The sequence below is a fragment of the Sedimenticola sp. genome, from assembly GCF_050289425.1.
GTDB lineage: Bacteria > Pseudomonadota > Gammaproteobacteria > Chromatiales > Chromatiaceae > Sedimenticola.
Genome location: NZ_JBNKFS010000005.1, coordinates 12,490 through 27,154, shown reverse-complemented (window position 1 = coordinate 27,154; position 14,665 = coordinate 12,490). Strand labels below are relative to the sequence as shown.

Below are 14,665 nucleotides of genomic sequence, written 5' to 3'. Positions count from 1 at the left end.
GGCGGAGAGCGTACCCATGCATACCTTACTGGACCAGCACCCACGAACCACTCTGGGCTTTTTCCCCACCCCGTTGACGAGCCTGCCACGGCTCAGCGAGTACCTGGGGGGACCGCGTATTTTGATGAAGCGGGACGACCAGAGCGGCCTGGCGCTGGGTGGCAATAAAACACGCAAACTAGAGTACCTGCTCGGCGCGGCCCTGGACCAGGAATGCGACACCCTGATCACCGGCGGCGCCGCCCAGTCCAACCATTGCCGCCAGACCGCAGCAGCGGCGGCCGCTAACGGTCTCGACTGTCATCTGGTACTAGGGGGCGAGGCGCCCGCCACGCCACAGGGCAATCTACTGCTGGACCAGCTACTGGGCGCCCACATCCACTGGAGCGGTGCGTTGCGCAAGGGTGAGCAGATTCCGGCCATCGCCGAACAGCTGCGGGCCGACGGTAAGAAACCTTATATCGTCCCCTATGGCGGCTCCAGCGCCACCGGCGCCCTGGGCTACGTGCATGCCGCCGCAGAACTGAAGACCCAGCTGAGCAACCGGGAACAGCAGATCAGCCACATGCTGTTCGCCTCCAGCTCCGGCGGCACCCAGGCCGGCCTGATCGTCGGCGCCCACCAGGCCGAGCTCAATTGCCAGGTGATCGGCATCCGCATAGACAAGGAGGAGACCTCCCACGCCTATGCCGAGCAGCTCCTCACCCTGACCAATGAAACCGCGGCCCTGTTCGGCATCGAACACCGCTACAGTCCGGACGACATCACACTGGAAGCGCGCTTTACCGGCGACGGTTATGGTGTGGTCGGCGAACGGGAGCGCCACGCCATCAATCTGTTGGCCCGCACCGAGGGAATACTGCTCGACCCGGTCTATACCGGCCGCGCCATGGGCGGCCTGTTACAGCTGATCGAAGAGGGGTGCTTCGAACCGGACGATACCCTGCTGTTCTGGCATACCGGCGGTGCCCCGGCACTGTTCCCCAATGCCGAATCACTGATTGAACCTCAACACTGAGAATCTTATGCCCATTGTTACCATTACCCTACGGGCCGGCCGCCCGACCGCCGAAATTCACGCCATCATGGATGCGATCCACGCCGCCACGGTGAACGCTTTGGGCGTACCCGATACCAGCCGTAACCAACGTCTGATCGAGATTGCCCCCGAATATCTGTTCTACCCGGAGGGGCGCTCGGAAGACCTGTTGACGGTGGAGATCGCCTCCTTTCCCGGTCGCTCCCGGGAACAGAAAGCGGCGCTCTACCAACAGATTACCGATAACCTGTTCCAGGCCGCCGCTATCGATGCCCGCGACATCATGATTCTGATCCATGAACCGGCGCTGGAAAACTGGGGACTCAACGGTCAACCCGCGGGATCGCATAAACAACCGGCATGAGCGGCGCGATCGAAGTCCGCCTGCCGGCCCTACCGGAGTGTTGGGACAGTTGCGGGGCCTGCCGTGACGGGGAGCTGCTGGTCAGCGATATCCTGGTCAATCCAGGTGATCGACTGCGCTGCGATGAACCGATGATCTCCCTGGAAACCGACAAAACCAACCTGGATATCCCCGCCCCCTGCTCGGGGGTGGTGAGTGCCCTGCATCTCGAGATCGGCGACACCGTGACCGAAGGCGTGCTAATCCTCACCCTGCAACCGGACTGAGCGCGTTTCAGGAATTCCCCAGAGTGGACAACAGGTCACGCAATGCCGGACGTGACAGTTTGCCCATGGCGTTGAGCGGCAACTCGCCCACCGCCAGAAACTGGCGCGGGCGCAGGGCGCCGGGCAGGTGCAGCCGGGACCATTCGGCCAACGCCTCGGCCTCGATGTCGCCGACAAACAGCGCCACCAGGGTGTCACCCCAGACCGGATCCTGGCGACCGGTGACACCAACCCCGATTACACCGGGACACCGTAGCAGCCGCTCTTCCACCTCGGCCGGGTGAATCGTTTTGCCGCCGCTGACCAACAGGTCATCAGCCCGGCCGATTACCGTCAGACATCCCTGCTCATCGATACGGCCCAGATCGCCGGTCTCGAACCAGCCCCGCTCCAGGCCTATGCCTGCCTCGCCCTGTGTATTGGCATAACCGCGCATCACTGCCGGGCCGCGCACCCGGATACGACCTGACTCACCCAGTGCCACCTCATAGCCATCCAGCGGCCGCCCCACCTGCCCCGATTCGAGTCCAGCCCGGGGAGAACAGTCGGTGGCAAACTGGGACGCGGTTTCACTCATGCCGTAACTGACACAGAGCGACCAGCCGGCGGCATGGGCCCGTTCGGCCAGTGCCCCGGAGAGCGGTCCGCCTCCGATCAGCACCACCCGTAGCGTGGCGGGCGGCGGCTGCCCTGCCGACTGGGCCAACAGTCGATCCAACATGGCCGGCACCAGGGAGAGATGGGTCACCGATCCGTCTGCGATCTGCCGCCACACCCGTTCCGCATCGAAACCGCCCGGCAACAACACCCGGGCGCCGGCGGCCAGACAGCGCAACAGAATCGACAGACCGCCGATATGGGATAGTGGCAGACAGGCCAGCCAGCTGTCTCCCGCGGTCAACCCCAGGCGTTGCTCAGAGGCGGCGACACTGGCTGCAAGATTGGCGGCACTGAGCATCACCCCTTTCGGATCACCGGTAGTGCCACTGGTGGCAATGATCAGTTGCACCGCCTCACCCTGTAGCGGAGTAGCCGGCACAGGAGAAGCGACCTGAACCGCCTTGAAGCCATCCTTTGCCTGCAACGGAAACAGTACATCCACTGCCAGCCATTTCAGCGCTGTCCCTGACGGCGCCTGGTGAGATACCAGCAGATTGCATCCGCAAGCCGCCAGTAGCTTTTCGCGGCGATCGGGCGATAAACCCGGATCCAGCGGTAACAGGGTAAAACCCCGGTACAGGGCGGCGTAAAGCATGCTGGCCAGTACCGCTGCCTGGCCTGACTGAACCGCCACCACCTGGCCCTGAACGACCCCTTGCTCGGCCAGCTGGGTGGACAGGCCGGCCGCCGTCTTCGCAAGCTGCGCATAGTCGAGGGACCCGATACCCGATAGCGCCGGAGCCCGGGGAGTCTGCGCGCTTCTAACGGCCAGCCAACGGCCGGGAGAGGATAAGCGGGTTACCATGGTTTACCTTTAGTGAGAGGATCTAGGATCATATACGGGCGCTAAAATAGTTAAATATGCACGGATTTGACTAGAGTCAAAATAACTTTACCCGGTTTTCTGTTCCAATACGGCACTATTTGGGCAACCGCACCCAAGCATCTGGGAGTGTGTCAAATCCGTGCGGCGGAGATTGGATATCCGATATCGTTTTGGCAACCCGGAACCGAATTCGGCATTGACGCCCATTTGTTTCCTGGCCGTTTTTGAGAAGTGAATTTCCATGTTACATCCAAGAGCCCTGATTTCATTTGCAGCATTACTGGCACTCTGTCTGGCGAGCCCCCTGCAGGCACAACCCTACGATTACGATCCTGACAACGGCGAAGAGATCAATGAACTCTGTGCCGGTTGCCACGGCGAATTCGGCCAGGGCGGCAAGGATGGCGAGTACCCCCGCCTGGCGGCCCAACCGATTGAATTCACCATGAATCAGTTGCGTTTATTTCGTGACCGCAAGCGCAAGAACCTGGCCATGGTGGAGTATATCGACGATCGCCAGATGCCTGAATCGGACATCTACGACATCGCCCGTTACCTTTCAGAGATCAAGTTGAAGACTCAGCTCTCGCCGATAGACGAAAATGCCCCGGACTTTGATGCATACGCGCGTCTGCTGGAATCGAAAATGACCATGCAGATCCCCAAGGCGGAAGGCGATATTGAACGCGGCAGCAAACTCTACAACAAAGAGTGTGACTCATGCCACGGTAAGGAGGGTTGGGGGAACCACAAGAAGGCGGTGCCGATGTTGGCCGGACAATACACCAGCTACCTGTGGCGCCAGGTGGAACAACTGCGCACCCACAGGCGGATCCACGATCCCGACGAACCTGAAGAGGAGTTGCTGAACGATTTCAGCGACCAGGACTTGACCGATATCTTCGCTTACCTCTCAGTCATGGACGATTGAGCTTCAAATCGGATCACCAACCATCCGGGCAACCACAGGGGGTTGCCCCTACACCGGATCTGGAATAATCGCCGCATGGCCCCGTAGGGGTAGGCCCCCGTGCCTACCCCAATTTCCGAGACCCAGGGACATCAGAGCAACCACTGGGGCCGCAACGAAGGGTCAGAAACGCTGACCCGGCACGAACTCATCCGGCGTCAACCGACCATCGCCATTTCGGTCATAGGACTCAAAGCTGGGCGCTGATCCGGCATTGCGCATCGGATAACGCTGGGCGGCCTTATCCGCCTGCCGGGCGGCGCGGGTCTCGGCGAACTCCTCGGCCGTCACCACGCCGTCGCCGTTGCGGTCAAAATCGGCAAAGCTGGCTCGACCCGGGGCCGCCCTTCCCGCGCCGGCCATCGGTCCCATCGGCCGGGACATCCTCTGCTGCAGCATATGGTTCATCTGCCCCTTCAGCAGCTCGTTTTCGCTCAGGTAACCGTCACCATCGGCGTCGAACTGTTCAAAGGCCGGGGCATTGCCCAGGTTCTTCATCATCCTACCCTGCTTGGCGCGTTCACCAATCCGGGCATTGCGGGCGGCGTAAAACTCTTCGACACTCACTTTGCCGTCGCTATTGGTATCGTAGGTAGCAAAAGCAATCGGCCCCGGCATCGGCGCCGGCGTTACGGCCATCAATGTGCCGCTCCCCAACAGGGCGGTAATGGCCATGGCGAGTGTAATAAGGCGTGTGTTGGTTTTCATGATCGTTCTCCTTTAATCTACTGCCTTTCCCTGATTAATAAGCTAATCCTGACAGCTGAAACCAGGCTGAAAAATACAGCGGCCCTTGAAAAAACTGTAATTTTTCGGCCAAATGCTCTACAAAAGAGCCCACACATTCCATTACACAACCCACAACCGCCATACACAGCCACCATGCGCATCTACATGCAGACCCTGCACTCGCCCGAGCAGCCGCTCCGCTATTACCATCTGCACCTGCAGCCAGACTTGCTGGGCGGCTGGAGCCTGGTGCGTGAATCCGGCATTCAGGGAACCCGCGGCCAAGTGACCAAGGAGCATTTCGACGAGCGTGAAGAGGCGGAGCGCACCCTGATCAAACGACGGGACATGCAGTTGCGACGGGGCTATCGGGTGGTGTTTCGCGAAGGTGCCCCACGCGAAGCGGGCAGTTGACACTTACGGTTCAACCGGTGACCGTTAGAGGGCCACCGACTGGTTCTTCATCAAAGCGGCAAACGGACCCGTACCTGTAGGCCGCCCAGTTCAGGCGAAATCATGAACGCCATATCGCCGCCATAGCGTTTCACCATATCCTTGGCGATGGCCAGTCCCAATCCGTGCCCATCCACCGACTCATCGATCCGTACCCCGCGCTCGGCCAGTTGGGCCAACGCCTCGGGGGAGACACCCGGCCCATCGTCTTGCACATCGATGAGCAGGGACTCCTGGCGATCGATCACGCAACGCACCCGATGGGCCGCCCATTTACAGGCGTTATCCAGCAGGTTACCCAACAGCTCCAGCATATCCTCCCGATCCACCGCCAACACGTCCGTCTCCGGCAGGTCGACATCGATGGCGAGCTGCTTGTCCTGATAGATCTGCTGTAGTACCCCCACCAGTGCCGGCATCTCCTGAGCCGCGTTAAAGCGGCCGCCCGAGATGCCGGAACCGGCCAGTCGTGCCCGCTTCATCTCCCGCTCCATCAACTGCTGGATACGCTCGATCTGCCACTTCATCTCCGCTTTAAGCGCCGGATAAGCGGCCATTTCGTCACTCTCCAACTGTTGCAGCAACAAGTTGATCGGCCCCTTAAAGGCGTGGGAGAGATTGCCCAGACCGTTGCGCGAATGCTCCAGCCGCTGCTGGAATAGCACCAGCAGATGATTAAACTCGCCCACCAAGGGCGCCACCTCCGCCGGCACTTCGGTGGTCAGCGCCGTCACTTCGCCCCGCTCCAGCCGAGCCATGTCTTCGCGGACCCGCTCCAGACGGCCCAGGGCGCTGCGCACAATCCACTGCTGACCGGCAAACAGTAACAACGTTATACCCAACGACAACGCCACAAACAGCCACTCGAAACGCCCCAGGCGTTGGTTAAGCGGCGTCATATCTTCCGCCACGGCAATGGAGAAGATCTGTCCCTGTTTGTTGTAACCGGCGACCCGCACCAACAGCTCCTGGCCGGCCGGTCCCGGCATACGCCACTGCCCCTGGCTACCCGGGGCAAATTGAGGGATATCCAGTTGCTGGTCCCACAGTGAGCGGGAGCTGACCTTTTTACCGTCGGGGAAATTGATCTGATAGTAGTGGCCGGAAAGCGGCTGGTCGTAGATGTGATCGATGCGTCGCCAGCGCACCAGGGGGCGGCCGCTGCCGTCCAGCCGCATCGCCGCCAGCACAGCCTCGGCATCATGTTGCAGACGGGAGGCAACAAAATGGTCGGTCAAGCTGTGTATCGCCTGGATGCCCCCCCACCACATCAGCCCGAACAACAGCACCAGCCCGGAAGCCAGACCGAGCCGTAGCTGAGCACCGAGCGACCTCACCCTAAGTCACCCTTGAACAGATAACCCTGGCCCCGGCGGGTCTCGATACACTGCTTGCCGATGCGTTCGCGCAGACGGCGGATATACACTTCGATCAGGTTGCTGTCGCGATCGAAATCCTGATCATAGACATGCTCCGTCAGCCGCGTCTTGGAGAGGATCTGGCCCGGGTGGAGCATAAAGTATCGCAGCAGACGAAACTCGGTGCCGGTCAGATCCACCGCCTGGCCGTCGCTCAGGATCACCTGTTGATGCGCCTCATCCAACTGCAGTCCACCCTGTTTTAAATCATGTGCCGGTTGGCCGGCACTGCGCCTCACCAGAGCCAGCAGCCGCGCCACCAGCTCTTCCACATGGAAGGGCTTGCCCAGATAATCATCAGCCCCCGCCTTGAACCCATCCACCCGCTCATGCCAGGCATCGCGCGCGGTCAGCACCAGCACAGGCACCGGGTTCTCCCGGGCTCGCCAGTGGGCCAACACCTCCAGACCGGGCCGCTGCGGCAAGCCCAGATCCAGCACCACCGCATCATAGGGCTCTTCATCACCCATAAATTCGCCGTCGATACCGTTATCGGCCACATCGACAGCAAAACCGGCCCGTTTCAGAGCCGGTTTCAGCCGGGCAACCAGTTCACCGTCATCCTCTACCAACAACAGCCGCATCTCAGTCGTCCTGCTTGCGTTTGATCAACTTGCCGGTCACCGCGTCCAGTTCAAGCTCCCACACCTTGCCTTCATTATCGAGCAGTTCGATCTCATAGATCAGCGCCTTGCCCTCCTGCTCAAGGCTCACCTCCAGCAGGCGCCCGGGGTACTCACCGCGGATATTGGCCAATATCTGTTCCAGCGGCATGATTTCCCCCGACTCACGCAACGCCTTGGCCCGCTCGTGATCGCTCTCCGCCGCCGACCACAGCGGCAGCAACAGCACGGTAATAAATAACAGACGCTTCATCATGACACCCTCTATCCTGCACGCTGTGCAGGCTCAAAACAATCATCATCCGGGGATTCGGCAACGCCGGCCGATCGACCCAAACCACTTGACGATCAGCATAGGCCGGACAGATGAAATCAAGCTGAAATCGGCCGCCACCGACAAGGAACATTTTATTCCTGGAAAAACAGGTAGTAATAGAGGGCGAATCTTGCCGCTCTGCACAACCTGACCTAGGCTTATTGGTATGACCCTTGTCTGTTCAGACAATAGGCGCACATCACCTGCTGATGGAACACGATGATGTAACCCTTCACCCGAGAAGGAGTAAAACCATGACCACGACAATTACCGGTGCATTCACCTCTATGGATACCATCCGCAACACCATGGACGATCTGATTGCCAGCGGTATTGACCGGGAAAAGATGTTTGCCGACAGCGAACACACCGAACTGATGGTGATGATTCCGGACGACATTGAACGCGAAGTGACCGAAATCATCCAACGCCACAAACCGGTCGAACTGGCCTCCTATCACCGTTAACCCGTCCCTTTCACCCCGACAGGCAGGACCGGTCGAACGACCGGTTCTGCTCCATTCCATGTGAGCACGCCAACGGCTGAAAGCTGGGGCGATCGGCTATTCGGCCAATGCCCCGACCCCTAACGAGGAGGATTAAGTTAAAAAAAGTAGAAAGCGTAATGCCGTCCCGATATTAATCCCCTCATCCTATCCTTCTCCCTCGGGGAGAAGGGACCCATCGTTGTGGCTTTCGTGACGTACACATTATCCCAAACGTCTCATACCTGGTAATCCACCACCCGAATGCACGAGATTTTCAGACCCTGAGCGGAAACTCTGGTCAGCAAATATCCGACAACTATTCGGGCAATAGCTTCAGCAAAACCCGCGCCAGTTGGTCCCGCTCCTTGGCGTCCAGGCGCATCTCAAACCGATCATGGATGGTAGCGCCGTAACAAGACCACATCTGTTTTAACAATCGACGTCCCTTCGCCGTCAGGGTAATCACCGCACCGCGTTTATCCTCGGCGCAGGCTTCCCGGTTCAATAGCGCTTCATTCTGCAGGCGATCCAGCAAACGTGACAGGTTGTACTTGGGCAACAGTACCTTCTGCCCCAGTTCAAACTGGCGAATCCTTTGCGCCGGGGCATCGTGCACCTCCAGCAAAACGTCATACCAGCTCAGCGGCGGCAGTCCGGCCTTTTTCAGATCCCGTTCAGCCTGTTCCAGGAGCACCTTGTAAGCCCGGAAAAGACGTGCCCAGGCCAACACGGTTGATGCAGTGGGTTGTGTACTCATAGAGGCAAGTATGGATTTATCTGGTTGCAATTACAACCTGTTTATGCTTCACTTTAATCACTGGTTGTAATTGCAACCACTTTTCAAAAACGAGGAGCAGCAAGATGATTCAGAAAATCAGTCGTGAAGAGATACTGGAAAACCTGGACAACAACCGGCCGATGACGCTGGTTGAGGCGTTACCACTGCAATATTTTGAGGACCAGCATCTACCGGGGGCCATCAATATCAACTTTGATGAGATCGAACAGCTGGCACCCAAGGTGTTACCGGACAAGGAAGCGCTGATCGTGGTCTACTGCGCCAATACCCCTTGCCAGAACTCAACCAAGGCGGCCTTCAAACTGACCACCTTGGGTTATACCCATGTCAGGGAGTATGCGGAAGGCAAGGAGGATTGGGTCAACGCCGGGTTGACCACCGTCAGCTCAAAGGCCGCCGCCTGAGGTCATTTAAAATAGCCCTAGGGGCAACCCCCCGTGGTTGCCCTTGGGGCGGTATGTTGCCTAACCCGGGCAGGCACAGGGGCCTGCCCCTACAAACACGACAGCGTGCCAAGCCTGTGTAGGTTGGAGTGACCGTAGGGTGAGCATCAGCGATAGCGAGACTTAGGGAGTCACCCCCCCGCCAACTGGTGGTAGAGCCAGTCGCGCAACTGGTCGGCGGCCTGGCCCTGCGGCCCCTGCCTGACCAGTAGCCGGCACTGTTTCAACAGTCGCACCTGGGTCTTTAACTCCAGCGACTGCATATGGTTTAACCCATCCTCCCGGATGGCCAGGCGGTCACGGTCGGCATGGCTACGGGCGAGCATCGCCCGCGCGTGACTCAATGCGCGCCCCAGGATCACAAAGGCGAAGTTGGGATCTTTGACCGGACCCAGCAGGTGCTTTTCGGCACTGAACTGCAGCCAGGATGGCAAACGCTGCTTAAGCCAATCCAATCCGAACCAGCCGGAGAGACCGCCCACCACACCGCCGCCAATGGCACCGGCCAATAGCGAGGCGCCACCCAATCCGGCATCCGCCAACAAACCGATCGCGGCACCGGCGCCGGCACTGACCAGTACCAACTGGTTTTTCTGCAACCCCCAAAGCGACCACTGGGTAGTGTCCATCAATTCGCTCTGGTGCACCTCCAACCGGTGGATATCCGACTCCAACTGGTGATAGAGGAACAGCGCCTGCAACTGCTGCTGGCCTTCCCGTTCCAGGCGGTTGAGTTGCTGGTTAAAACGGGCCAGTTCATCCGGCAACAACGCCTCCAACTGATCGCGCGCCGCCTGCTCCAGGCGACTGCTTGACTGCTGATAACTGAGCAGTTGATAGAGATTCTCCACCAGGATCCGTGCCGCCTGCTGCAGCTTCAACTGTCGATAGCGCTCCAACTGTTCTATCGCCCGCTCAAACAAGGGACTAGTGTGATGTTCCAGTTCACCGAAGGTGCGCAGCAGCTGCAGGTGTTGATCGAAGGTGGCGTGCAGCGGATCGAACAGCCGCACCAGACTGAAATATTGATTCAGTGCCTGTTGCCACTGCTCCACATACCGGTCGCCGCCGATCGGATTGATCAGCGCCAGGCGCGGCCGCCCGGTCCAACGCAGTATCTCCATCTCGGTTTCGTATTCCGGGCTGTAGGGCAGAGAGCCATCCACCACATAGATGATGCCGGCGCCCTCGATAATCGGCGTGAGCAGTTCCACCTCATCGACGAACTGCCCCGAACCCGTAAAGCGGCTAACGAATTCAGCCACCCGCGCCGGCCGCTGGTCGGCCGCCACCGATTGCTCGTTCAACCAGCCCAAGCATTTGCCGGCACGCTGAAACCCGGGCGTATCCACCAATTCAAAGACCACCTGGTTATCCAGCTTGAGGGAGAAGCGCTGTGCCACCCGGGTGGTACCGGAGAGCGGCGATATCTTCACCTGATCGTTTTGCGTGAGCGCCGCCACCACCGACGACTTGCCCTTGTTGGGGTGTCCCACCACCGCCAGCACCGGATGCTCAGCCATGCATCACCGCTTGCGGTAAATGACCGCTGGTCAAGTGCACAGAATCGGGCAACTGGCGCATGAAGGATTGCCAGGACTGGATCAGGTTACGCTGTCGCGCCTCACTCATCCCGGGCAGTGGCACCGGCCAGAGGAACAGCCGGCTGCGTTGCCCCGCCAACCCCTGGCAGAGATCAGCGAGCTCGCCGGTAGGGGGTTCCCAACCTTTACACAACAACAACAGGGGTTGGTCCGGCAAGCCGTCCAACGCGGCCAACGACGCATCCTGGGTGGTGGCACTATCGACCGCGATCCACCGGGTCTCGGTGCCATCGCGCAGTAACTGTTCACGTAACGCACCAAGCAACGTATCCGGCCACACCCCCCAGCAGATAATCTGTGCGTAACGGTCCGGGTGGGTAGCCGGCTCAACCGCCTGGCCGGACGGCTCACGCTGCTCCACCGGCTCCGCCTCCTGGTCGATCAGCTCGCTGGTGAGACGCTGCCACAGACCGCTGATCAGGGCATCGTTCTGCCGTACCCGCTCCTGCATCCGGGACAACCGATAGCGCGCCCAAGCCGCGGTCGCCAGCCGGGGCAGCAGCAGATAAACCAGCAGTGACATCAGCAGAAAACGCCACCACTGGCCGTACAACACCGGTTGCTCAACCGCCAACGGCGCCGCGCGAAAATAGTGGGTCTGCTCAATCAACGCCATCGAGGGAACCGCGTCCGGCCAAAGGTTTTGCCAGGGCCAGGCCAGCGTGGCGGTAATCTGGTGAATCAGGTCGTTGCCCAGATCCAGGGTGGACGACCAGCCGAAGGCGAGATCGGTTAGCAGCAGATAGAGCAGGAAGGCGATCAGCATACCGCCGGCAAACAGCAGCGACAGATGCTGCCCCAATGCCACCACGGTCTGCCTCAACAACGCGCTGAGTGGAATCAGGAAACGGCCCTGGGGCAATCGATGCTCGTACAGGGTACGCAGGGGAAACGGTACCTGGGCGCCGGTAAAAAAGAGCGCCAACAGCCACCAGACAAACGGCAGGAACAACGCAATCAGCAGAAACCAGAGCAGGTTGATGCGCTGGAACGGTTGATAGGCCAGCAACCCCGCCATCAGGGCAAAACCCAACATAAAGGCCGCCACGCCGATGCCATAGATGAACAGGGTGGCACCTGAAGCTGGCGATACCCCCTGCTGCTGCAACCAGCCACGCAACAGTTGCCAGGGGGGTTGCCCGGGCTGCGCCAACGCCCAGCCGCGATCCCGTCGATGCAGGACTTGCCAATCGGTCGTGCGCTCGCTCTCCAACTGCTGGCGCAGCAAAATCAGCAGCAGGCTTTTTTCCCAGATGCTCATGCGGTTGCCATGCGCCACCCAACAGCCGCAGCGCCTAACGAGTGAATCGTCGCATACCGCGTCATCGCAAACATTCCGGCATATTGACCTTCATCCAGTCTATGGCCCGCTGCTGCAGAAGATCAGCCTGAACCAGACACTCAGCCAGGGCACTCTCCGTCACCGTATCACCGGAATAGTCGGCAACATTGCGCTGTTTTCTTAACGCGTCCAACACAATCACCGTCTCCTTACTCACTCCCATCGTCTGGCTCAGGGTCTGAATCATCGTCATATGATGTCCCGGCTTACTGGTCAGCGTACGGTAACCGTTTGCCTGCAAAGCGGCATTGGCGATCTGCATAATTGCCTTATAAGCCGCATCAAAACGATTCTCTATGCTAATTTCAATAACCTGTGCATCGGACAGATTGCGTGCTGCCGCCGACAATAGGCGACGAACCACTGCCGCATCCGGGACAACCTTTTCCAGTGAGATATCCAGCAGATTATCTAAGCCCATGCCCATCTCCCAAGATATCTATCCTTGGTTTGGCCAATATCTCTCTTACAAAAGCATCCTTGTCCGTTAGCATTTGAATCCATTCCTCACGGCGGTAGATTTTGGGATTGATTTCGCGACCTAAAGATCCCTGGGACGAGTACAGTGCGCCGGCCAGGTCGGCAAAGCCCACATCGCCGACGACCAGCAGATCGATATCGCTTCCAACTCGCTCCGTGCCGCTGGCGACCGAACCGAAGATGAATGACCACTCTATCGAATCTGCCAATGGCGTCAACACGGACTTGACCACATCCGCCATACCGAATGTTTTATTCACCACACCGCGCAGTTCGTTGTAAATAGGACAGTCAGGGTTGGCCTGGTAATGATGTTGATTGCCGCGTTTCGTAAGCGTCAGAATACCGGCTGTCACCATACGGTCCAGCTCTCGCTTGATAGTGGCTACACCCATTCCGGTTAGGCGTAAAATCTCTTTGGTATAAAAACTTTTCCCCGGCTGTACATAGAGCAACCCCAACACTCTCTGCTGCGTGGTGGTGAACAGTGCATCTCCGAGCAAACTCATGAGGCCACCCATCAATAGTTCATAATTAGTGAACTATAGTTCATAATTTATGAACCTTCAAACTGATCTCTCCGCGCTCATTGCCGGCAGTAAGGTACAAGATCCATTTCGACACTCACCAACTGCTGCTACTATTCCAGCTCCCCACACCACTGTGATTGCCCATGCCCCAGACCGGACCACCACTTCACCAATGCCGCGACGCATGGGGCAGCCTGACCGTGCATGAAGATGCCGAGCGGCGCATGCTCTGTTTCGGTAACGAGGTGGAGCAAAGCTGCATTGATCTGCGCGACCCGGCACGCCTCTGCCACGGCTACTCCCAAGTGATGATGCTCGGTCTGTTGTTGACCAAAGAGATCCGCTACTGCACCTTGCTGGGGCTCGGTGCCGGGGCCGTGGCCCAGGCGCTTTTGGCCCACCAGCCCGGTTGCCGTATCGAGGCGGTGGAGCTGCGCCCCAAGGTGATTGAACTGGCTCAAACCTGGTTTGGCCTGCCCGACGACCGACGACTGCGTCTGCATAGCGCCGACGCCTGGGAATACCTGAACCGCGCCCCAACGCCGACCGACCTACTCTTGACCGACCTCTATATGAGTGAAGGGATGAATGAACTGCAGGCGCGCCAGCACTTCCTGGCCGCCTGCCGCCGCGCGCTGAAACCAGGCGGCATACTGGTCTGCAACTACTGGTTGAAGAGCAGCCTGACCCACCACGCGCTGAATGAGTCCCTGCAAACGGTGTTTGACCGGCAGGTGGTGACGCTCAGCATACCGGACGGCAACTGCGTCGCCTTTGCCTTTGACGGCGGTATACCGCGACTGAGCGCCAAGCGGTTTATCCAGGCGGCCGAAGTGTTGGGCCAGACCATGGACATCCCCCTGCCACGCCACGCCCGTGCGCTGTTGCATGAGAACCGGCAAGCCTTCCGCTTTGCCGGCCGCGACGAGTACCTGCGTTGACGAACCCGCAGTCGGCATGCAGACTGCGCCCCACCCAACGCTTACCGGGAAACGATTATGCTGTGGAATATCATGATGCACACCCTGATGGGGTGGCTGGGCGCCCATTTTTTTCTGTTGACGCCCGAGCGGATCGGCATCGCGATCCTGGCAGTCTGCATGACCCAGGCGGTGGATCAGGTTCGCCTGCGCAAAGAGAAGTGGGCGGCGCTGGAAGCGCTGCCGGAAAAAGAGCGGGCAGAGGCCAGCAAGGCGCTGGAAAAACATATCCATCGCGACTTGGCCCTGACCTTTGTACAGAACACCGCTATCTACAGTGCACTGGTACTGTTGGTGGCCCATACCGTGCGGTTGAATGGCTGGCTTTAAACCTG

19 protein-coding genes are annotated in these 14,665 nt (G+C 59.2%); 9 read left to right on the top strand and 10 right to left on the bottom strand.

All coding sequences use genetic code 11. From position 1 onward, the window contains the following. The first annotated feature begins 16 nt into the window (after positions 1–16). From ACQY5R_RS04565 to ACQY5R_RS04555, 3 genes are read left to right on the top strand one after another with little or no spacing between them, the layout of a single operon-like run. Complete coding sequence (locus tag ACQY5R_RS04565; RefSeq protein WP_428605074.1) at positions 17–1,018, top strand: D-cysteine desulfhydrase family protein; 1,002 nt, start codon at positions 17–19, stop codon at positions 1,016–1,018. Positions 1,019–1,025: 7 nt separating this feature from the next. Further along, complete coding sequence (locus tag ACQY5R_RS04560; protein ID WP_428605071.1) at positions 1,026–1,403, top strand: tautomerase family protein; 378 nt, start codon at positions 1,026–1,028, stop codon at positions 1,401–1,403. After that, positions 1,400–1,669, top strand: coding sequence for a biotin/lipoyl-containing protein (locus ACQY5R_RS04555; protein ID WP_428605069.1), 270 nt, complete (start codon positions 1,400–1,402; stop codon positions 1,667–1,669). The genes ACQY5R_RS04560 and ACQY5R_RS04555 overlap by 4 nt, the downstream gene beginning before the upstream one ends. Before the next feature lie 7 nt (positions 1,670–1,676). Here the strand turns inward: ACQY5R_RS04555 and ACQY5R_RS04550 are convergent, their stop codons facing one another. Beyond that, entirely contained in the window at positions 1,677–3,134 is a 1,458-nt protein-coding gene (locus tag ACQY5R_RS04550) for a class I adenylate-forming enzyme family protein (protein ID WP_428605066.1), read from the bottom strand. Between the two features lie 262 nt (positions 3,135–3,396). On the opposite strand from ACQY5R_RS04550, the gene ACQY5R_RS04545 reads away from it, so the two are divergent. Further along, a complete protein-coding gene (locus ACQY5R_RS04545; protein ID WP_428605063.1) occupies positions 3,397–4,086 on the top strand; it encodes a c-type cytochrome in 690 nt (229 codons plus the stop codon). 162 nt (positions 4,087–4,248) lie between these two features. Here ACQY5R_RS04545 and ACQY5R_RS04540 read toward each other — a convergent pair whose 3' ends face one another. After that, positions 4,249–4,833: an EF-hand domain-containing protein gene (locus ACQY5R_RS04540; RefSeq protein ID WP_428605060.1), complete on the bottom strand. Its 585-nt coding sequence runs from the start codon at positions 4,831–4,833 to the stop codon at positions 4,249–4,251. Between the two features lie 174 nt (positions 4,834–5,007). Here ACQY5R_RS04540 and ACQY5R_RS04535 point away from each other — a divergent pair, with 174 nt between their 5' ends. Then, positions 5,008–5,268 (top strand): WGR domain-containing protein, encoded by a 261-nt coding sequence (locus ACQY5R_RS04535; protein ID WP_428605057.1) that lies wholly within the window; start codon positions 5,008–5,010, stop codon positions 5,266–5,268. A 50-nt stretch (positions 5,269–5,318) separates the two neighbouring features. Here the strand turns inward: ACQY5R_RS04535 and ACQY5R_RS04530 are convergent, their stop codons facing one another. Genes ACQY5R_RS04530 through ACQY5R_RS04520 form a run of 3 tightly spaced genes read right to left on the bottom strand, consistent with a single transcriptional unit; the run spans position 5,319 to position 7,604 of the window. Beyond that, the gene (locus ACQY5R_RS04530; protein WP_428605054.1) at positions 5,319–6,644 is read right to left on the bottom strand and encodes a sensor histidine kinase; all 1,326 of its coding nucleotides are present in this window, start codon (positions 6,642–6,644) and stop codon (positions 5,319–5,321) included. Then, positions 6,641–7,309 (bottom strand): response regulator transcription factor, encoded by a 669-nt coding sequence (locus ACQY5R_RS04525; protein ID WP_428605052.1) that lies wholly within the window; start codon positions 7,307–7,309, stop codon positions 6,641–6,643. The genes ACQY5R_RS04530 and ACQY5R_RS04525 overlap by 4 nt, the downstream gene beginning before the upstream one ends. A 1-nt stretch (position 7,310) precedes the next feature. Beyond that, the gene (locus tag ACQY5R_RS04520; protein WP_428605050.1) at positions 7,311–7,604 is read right to left on the bottom strand and encodes a PepSY domain-containing protein; all 294 of its coding nucleotides are present in this window, start codon (positions 7,602–7,604) and stop codon (positions 7,311–7,313) included. 314 nt (positions 7,605–7,918) lie between these two features. Here ACQY5R_RS04520 and ACQY5R_RS04515 point away from each other — a divergent pair, with 314 nt between their 5' ends. Beyond that, complete coding sequence (locus ACQY5R_RS04515) at positions 7,919–8,131, top strand: hypothetical protein (RefSeq protein ID WP_428605048.1); 213 nt, start codon at positions 7,919–7,921, stop codon at positions 8,129–8,131. Positions 8,132–8,468: 337 nt separating this feature from the next. Here ACQY5R_RS04515 and ACQY5R_RS04510 read toward each other — a convergent pair whose 3' ends face one another. Continuing rightward, positions 8,469–8,909, bottom strand: coding sequence for a MarR family winged helix-turn-helix transcriptional regulator (locus ACQY5R_RS04510; RefSeq protein WP_428605046.1), 441 nt, complete (start codon positions 8,907–8,909; stop codon positions 8,469–8,471). 104 nt (positions 8,910–9,013) lie between these two features. On the opposite strand from ACQY5R_RS04510, the gene ACQY5R_RS04505 reads away from it, so the two are divergent. Beyond that, the gene (locus ACQY5R_RS04505) at positions 9,014–9,355 is read left to right on the top strand and encodes a rhodanese-like domain-containing protein (protein WP_428605044.1); all 342 of its coding nucleotides are present in this window, start codon (positions 9,014–9,016) and stop codon (positions 9,353–9,355) included. Between the two features lie 170 nt (positions 9,356–9,525). On the opposite strand, the gene ACQY5R_RS04500 is transcribed toward ACQY5R_RS04505, so the two are convergent. From ACQY5R_RS04500 to ACQY5R_RS04485, 4 genes are all read right to left on the bottom strand, one after another. After that, positions 9,526–10,917, bottom strand: coding sequence for a DUF3482 domain-containing protein (locus ACQY5R_RS04500; protein WP_428605041.1), 1,392 nt, complete (start codon positions 10,915–10,917; stop codon positions 9,526–9,528). Next, positions 10,910–12,259 carry a DUF2868 domain-containing protein gene (locus ACQY5R_RS04495; protein WP_428605038.1) on the bottom strand — a complete coding sequence of 450 codons (1,350 nt, stop codon included), beginning with the start codon at positions 12,257–12,259 and terminating at the stop codon, positions 10,910–10,912. The genes ACQY5R_RS04500 and ACQY5R_RS04495 overlap by 8 nt, the downstream gene beginning before the upstream one ends. A 61-nt stretch (positions 12,260–12,320) precedes the next feature. Further along, positions 12,321–12,761, bottom strand: coding sequence for a DNA-binding protein (locus ACQY5R_RS04490; RefSeq protein WP_428605036.1), 441 nt, complete (start codon positions 12,759–12,761; stop codon positions 12,321–12,323). Beyond that, complete coding sequence (locus ACQY5R_RS04485; protein WP_428605034.1) at positions 12,748–13,341, bottom strand: nucleotidyltransferase domain-containing protein; 594 nt, start codon at positions 13,339–13,341, stop codon at positions 12,748–12,750. Before ACQY5R_RS04485 ends, ACQY5R_RS04490 begins: the two co-directional genes overlap by 14 nt. A gap of 152 nt (positions 13,342–13,493) precedes the next feature. Between ACQY5R_RS04485 and ACQY5R_RS04480 the strand changes: the two genes are divergently transcribed. Both ACQY5R_RS04480 and ACQY5R_RS04475 read left to right on the top strand, forming a co-directional pair. After that, positions 13,494–14,291 (top strand): spermidine synthase, encoded by a 798-nt coding sequence (locus ACQY5R_RS04480; RefSeq protein ID WP_428605032.1) that lies wholly within the window; start codon positions 13,494–13,496, stop codon positions 14,289–14,291. Between the two features lie 57 nt (positions 14,292–14,348). Then, the gene (locus ACQY5R_RS04475; RefSeq protein WP_428605030.1) at positions 14,349–14,660 is read left to right on the top strand and encodes a hypothetical protein; all 312 of its coding nucleotides are present in this window, start codon (positions 14,349–14,351) and stop codon (positions 14,658–14,660) included. Positions 14,661–14,665 lie beyond the last annotated feature (5 nt).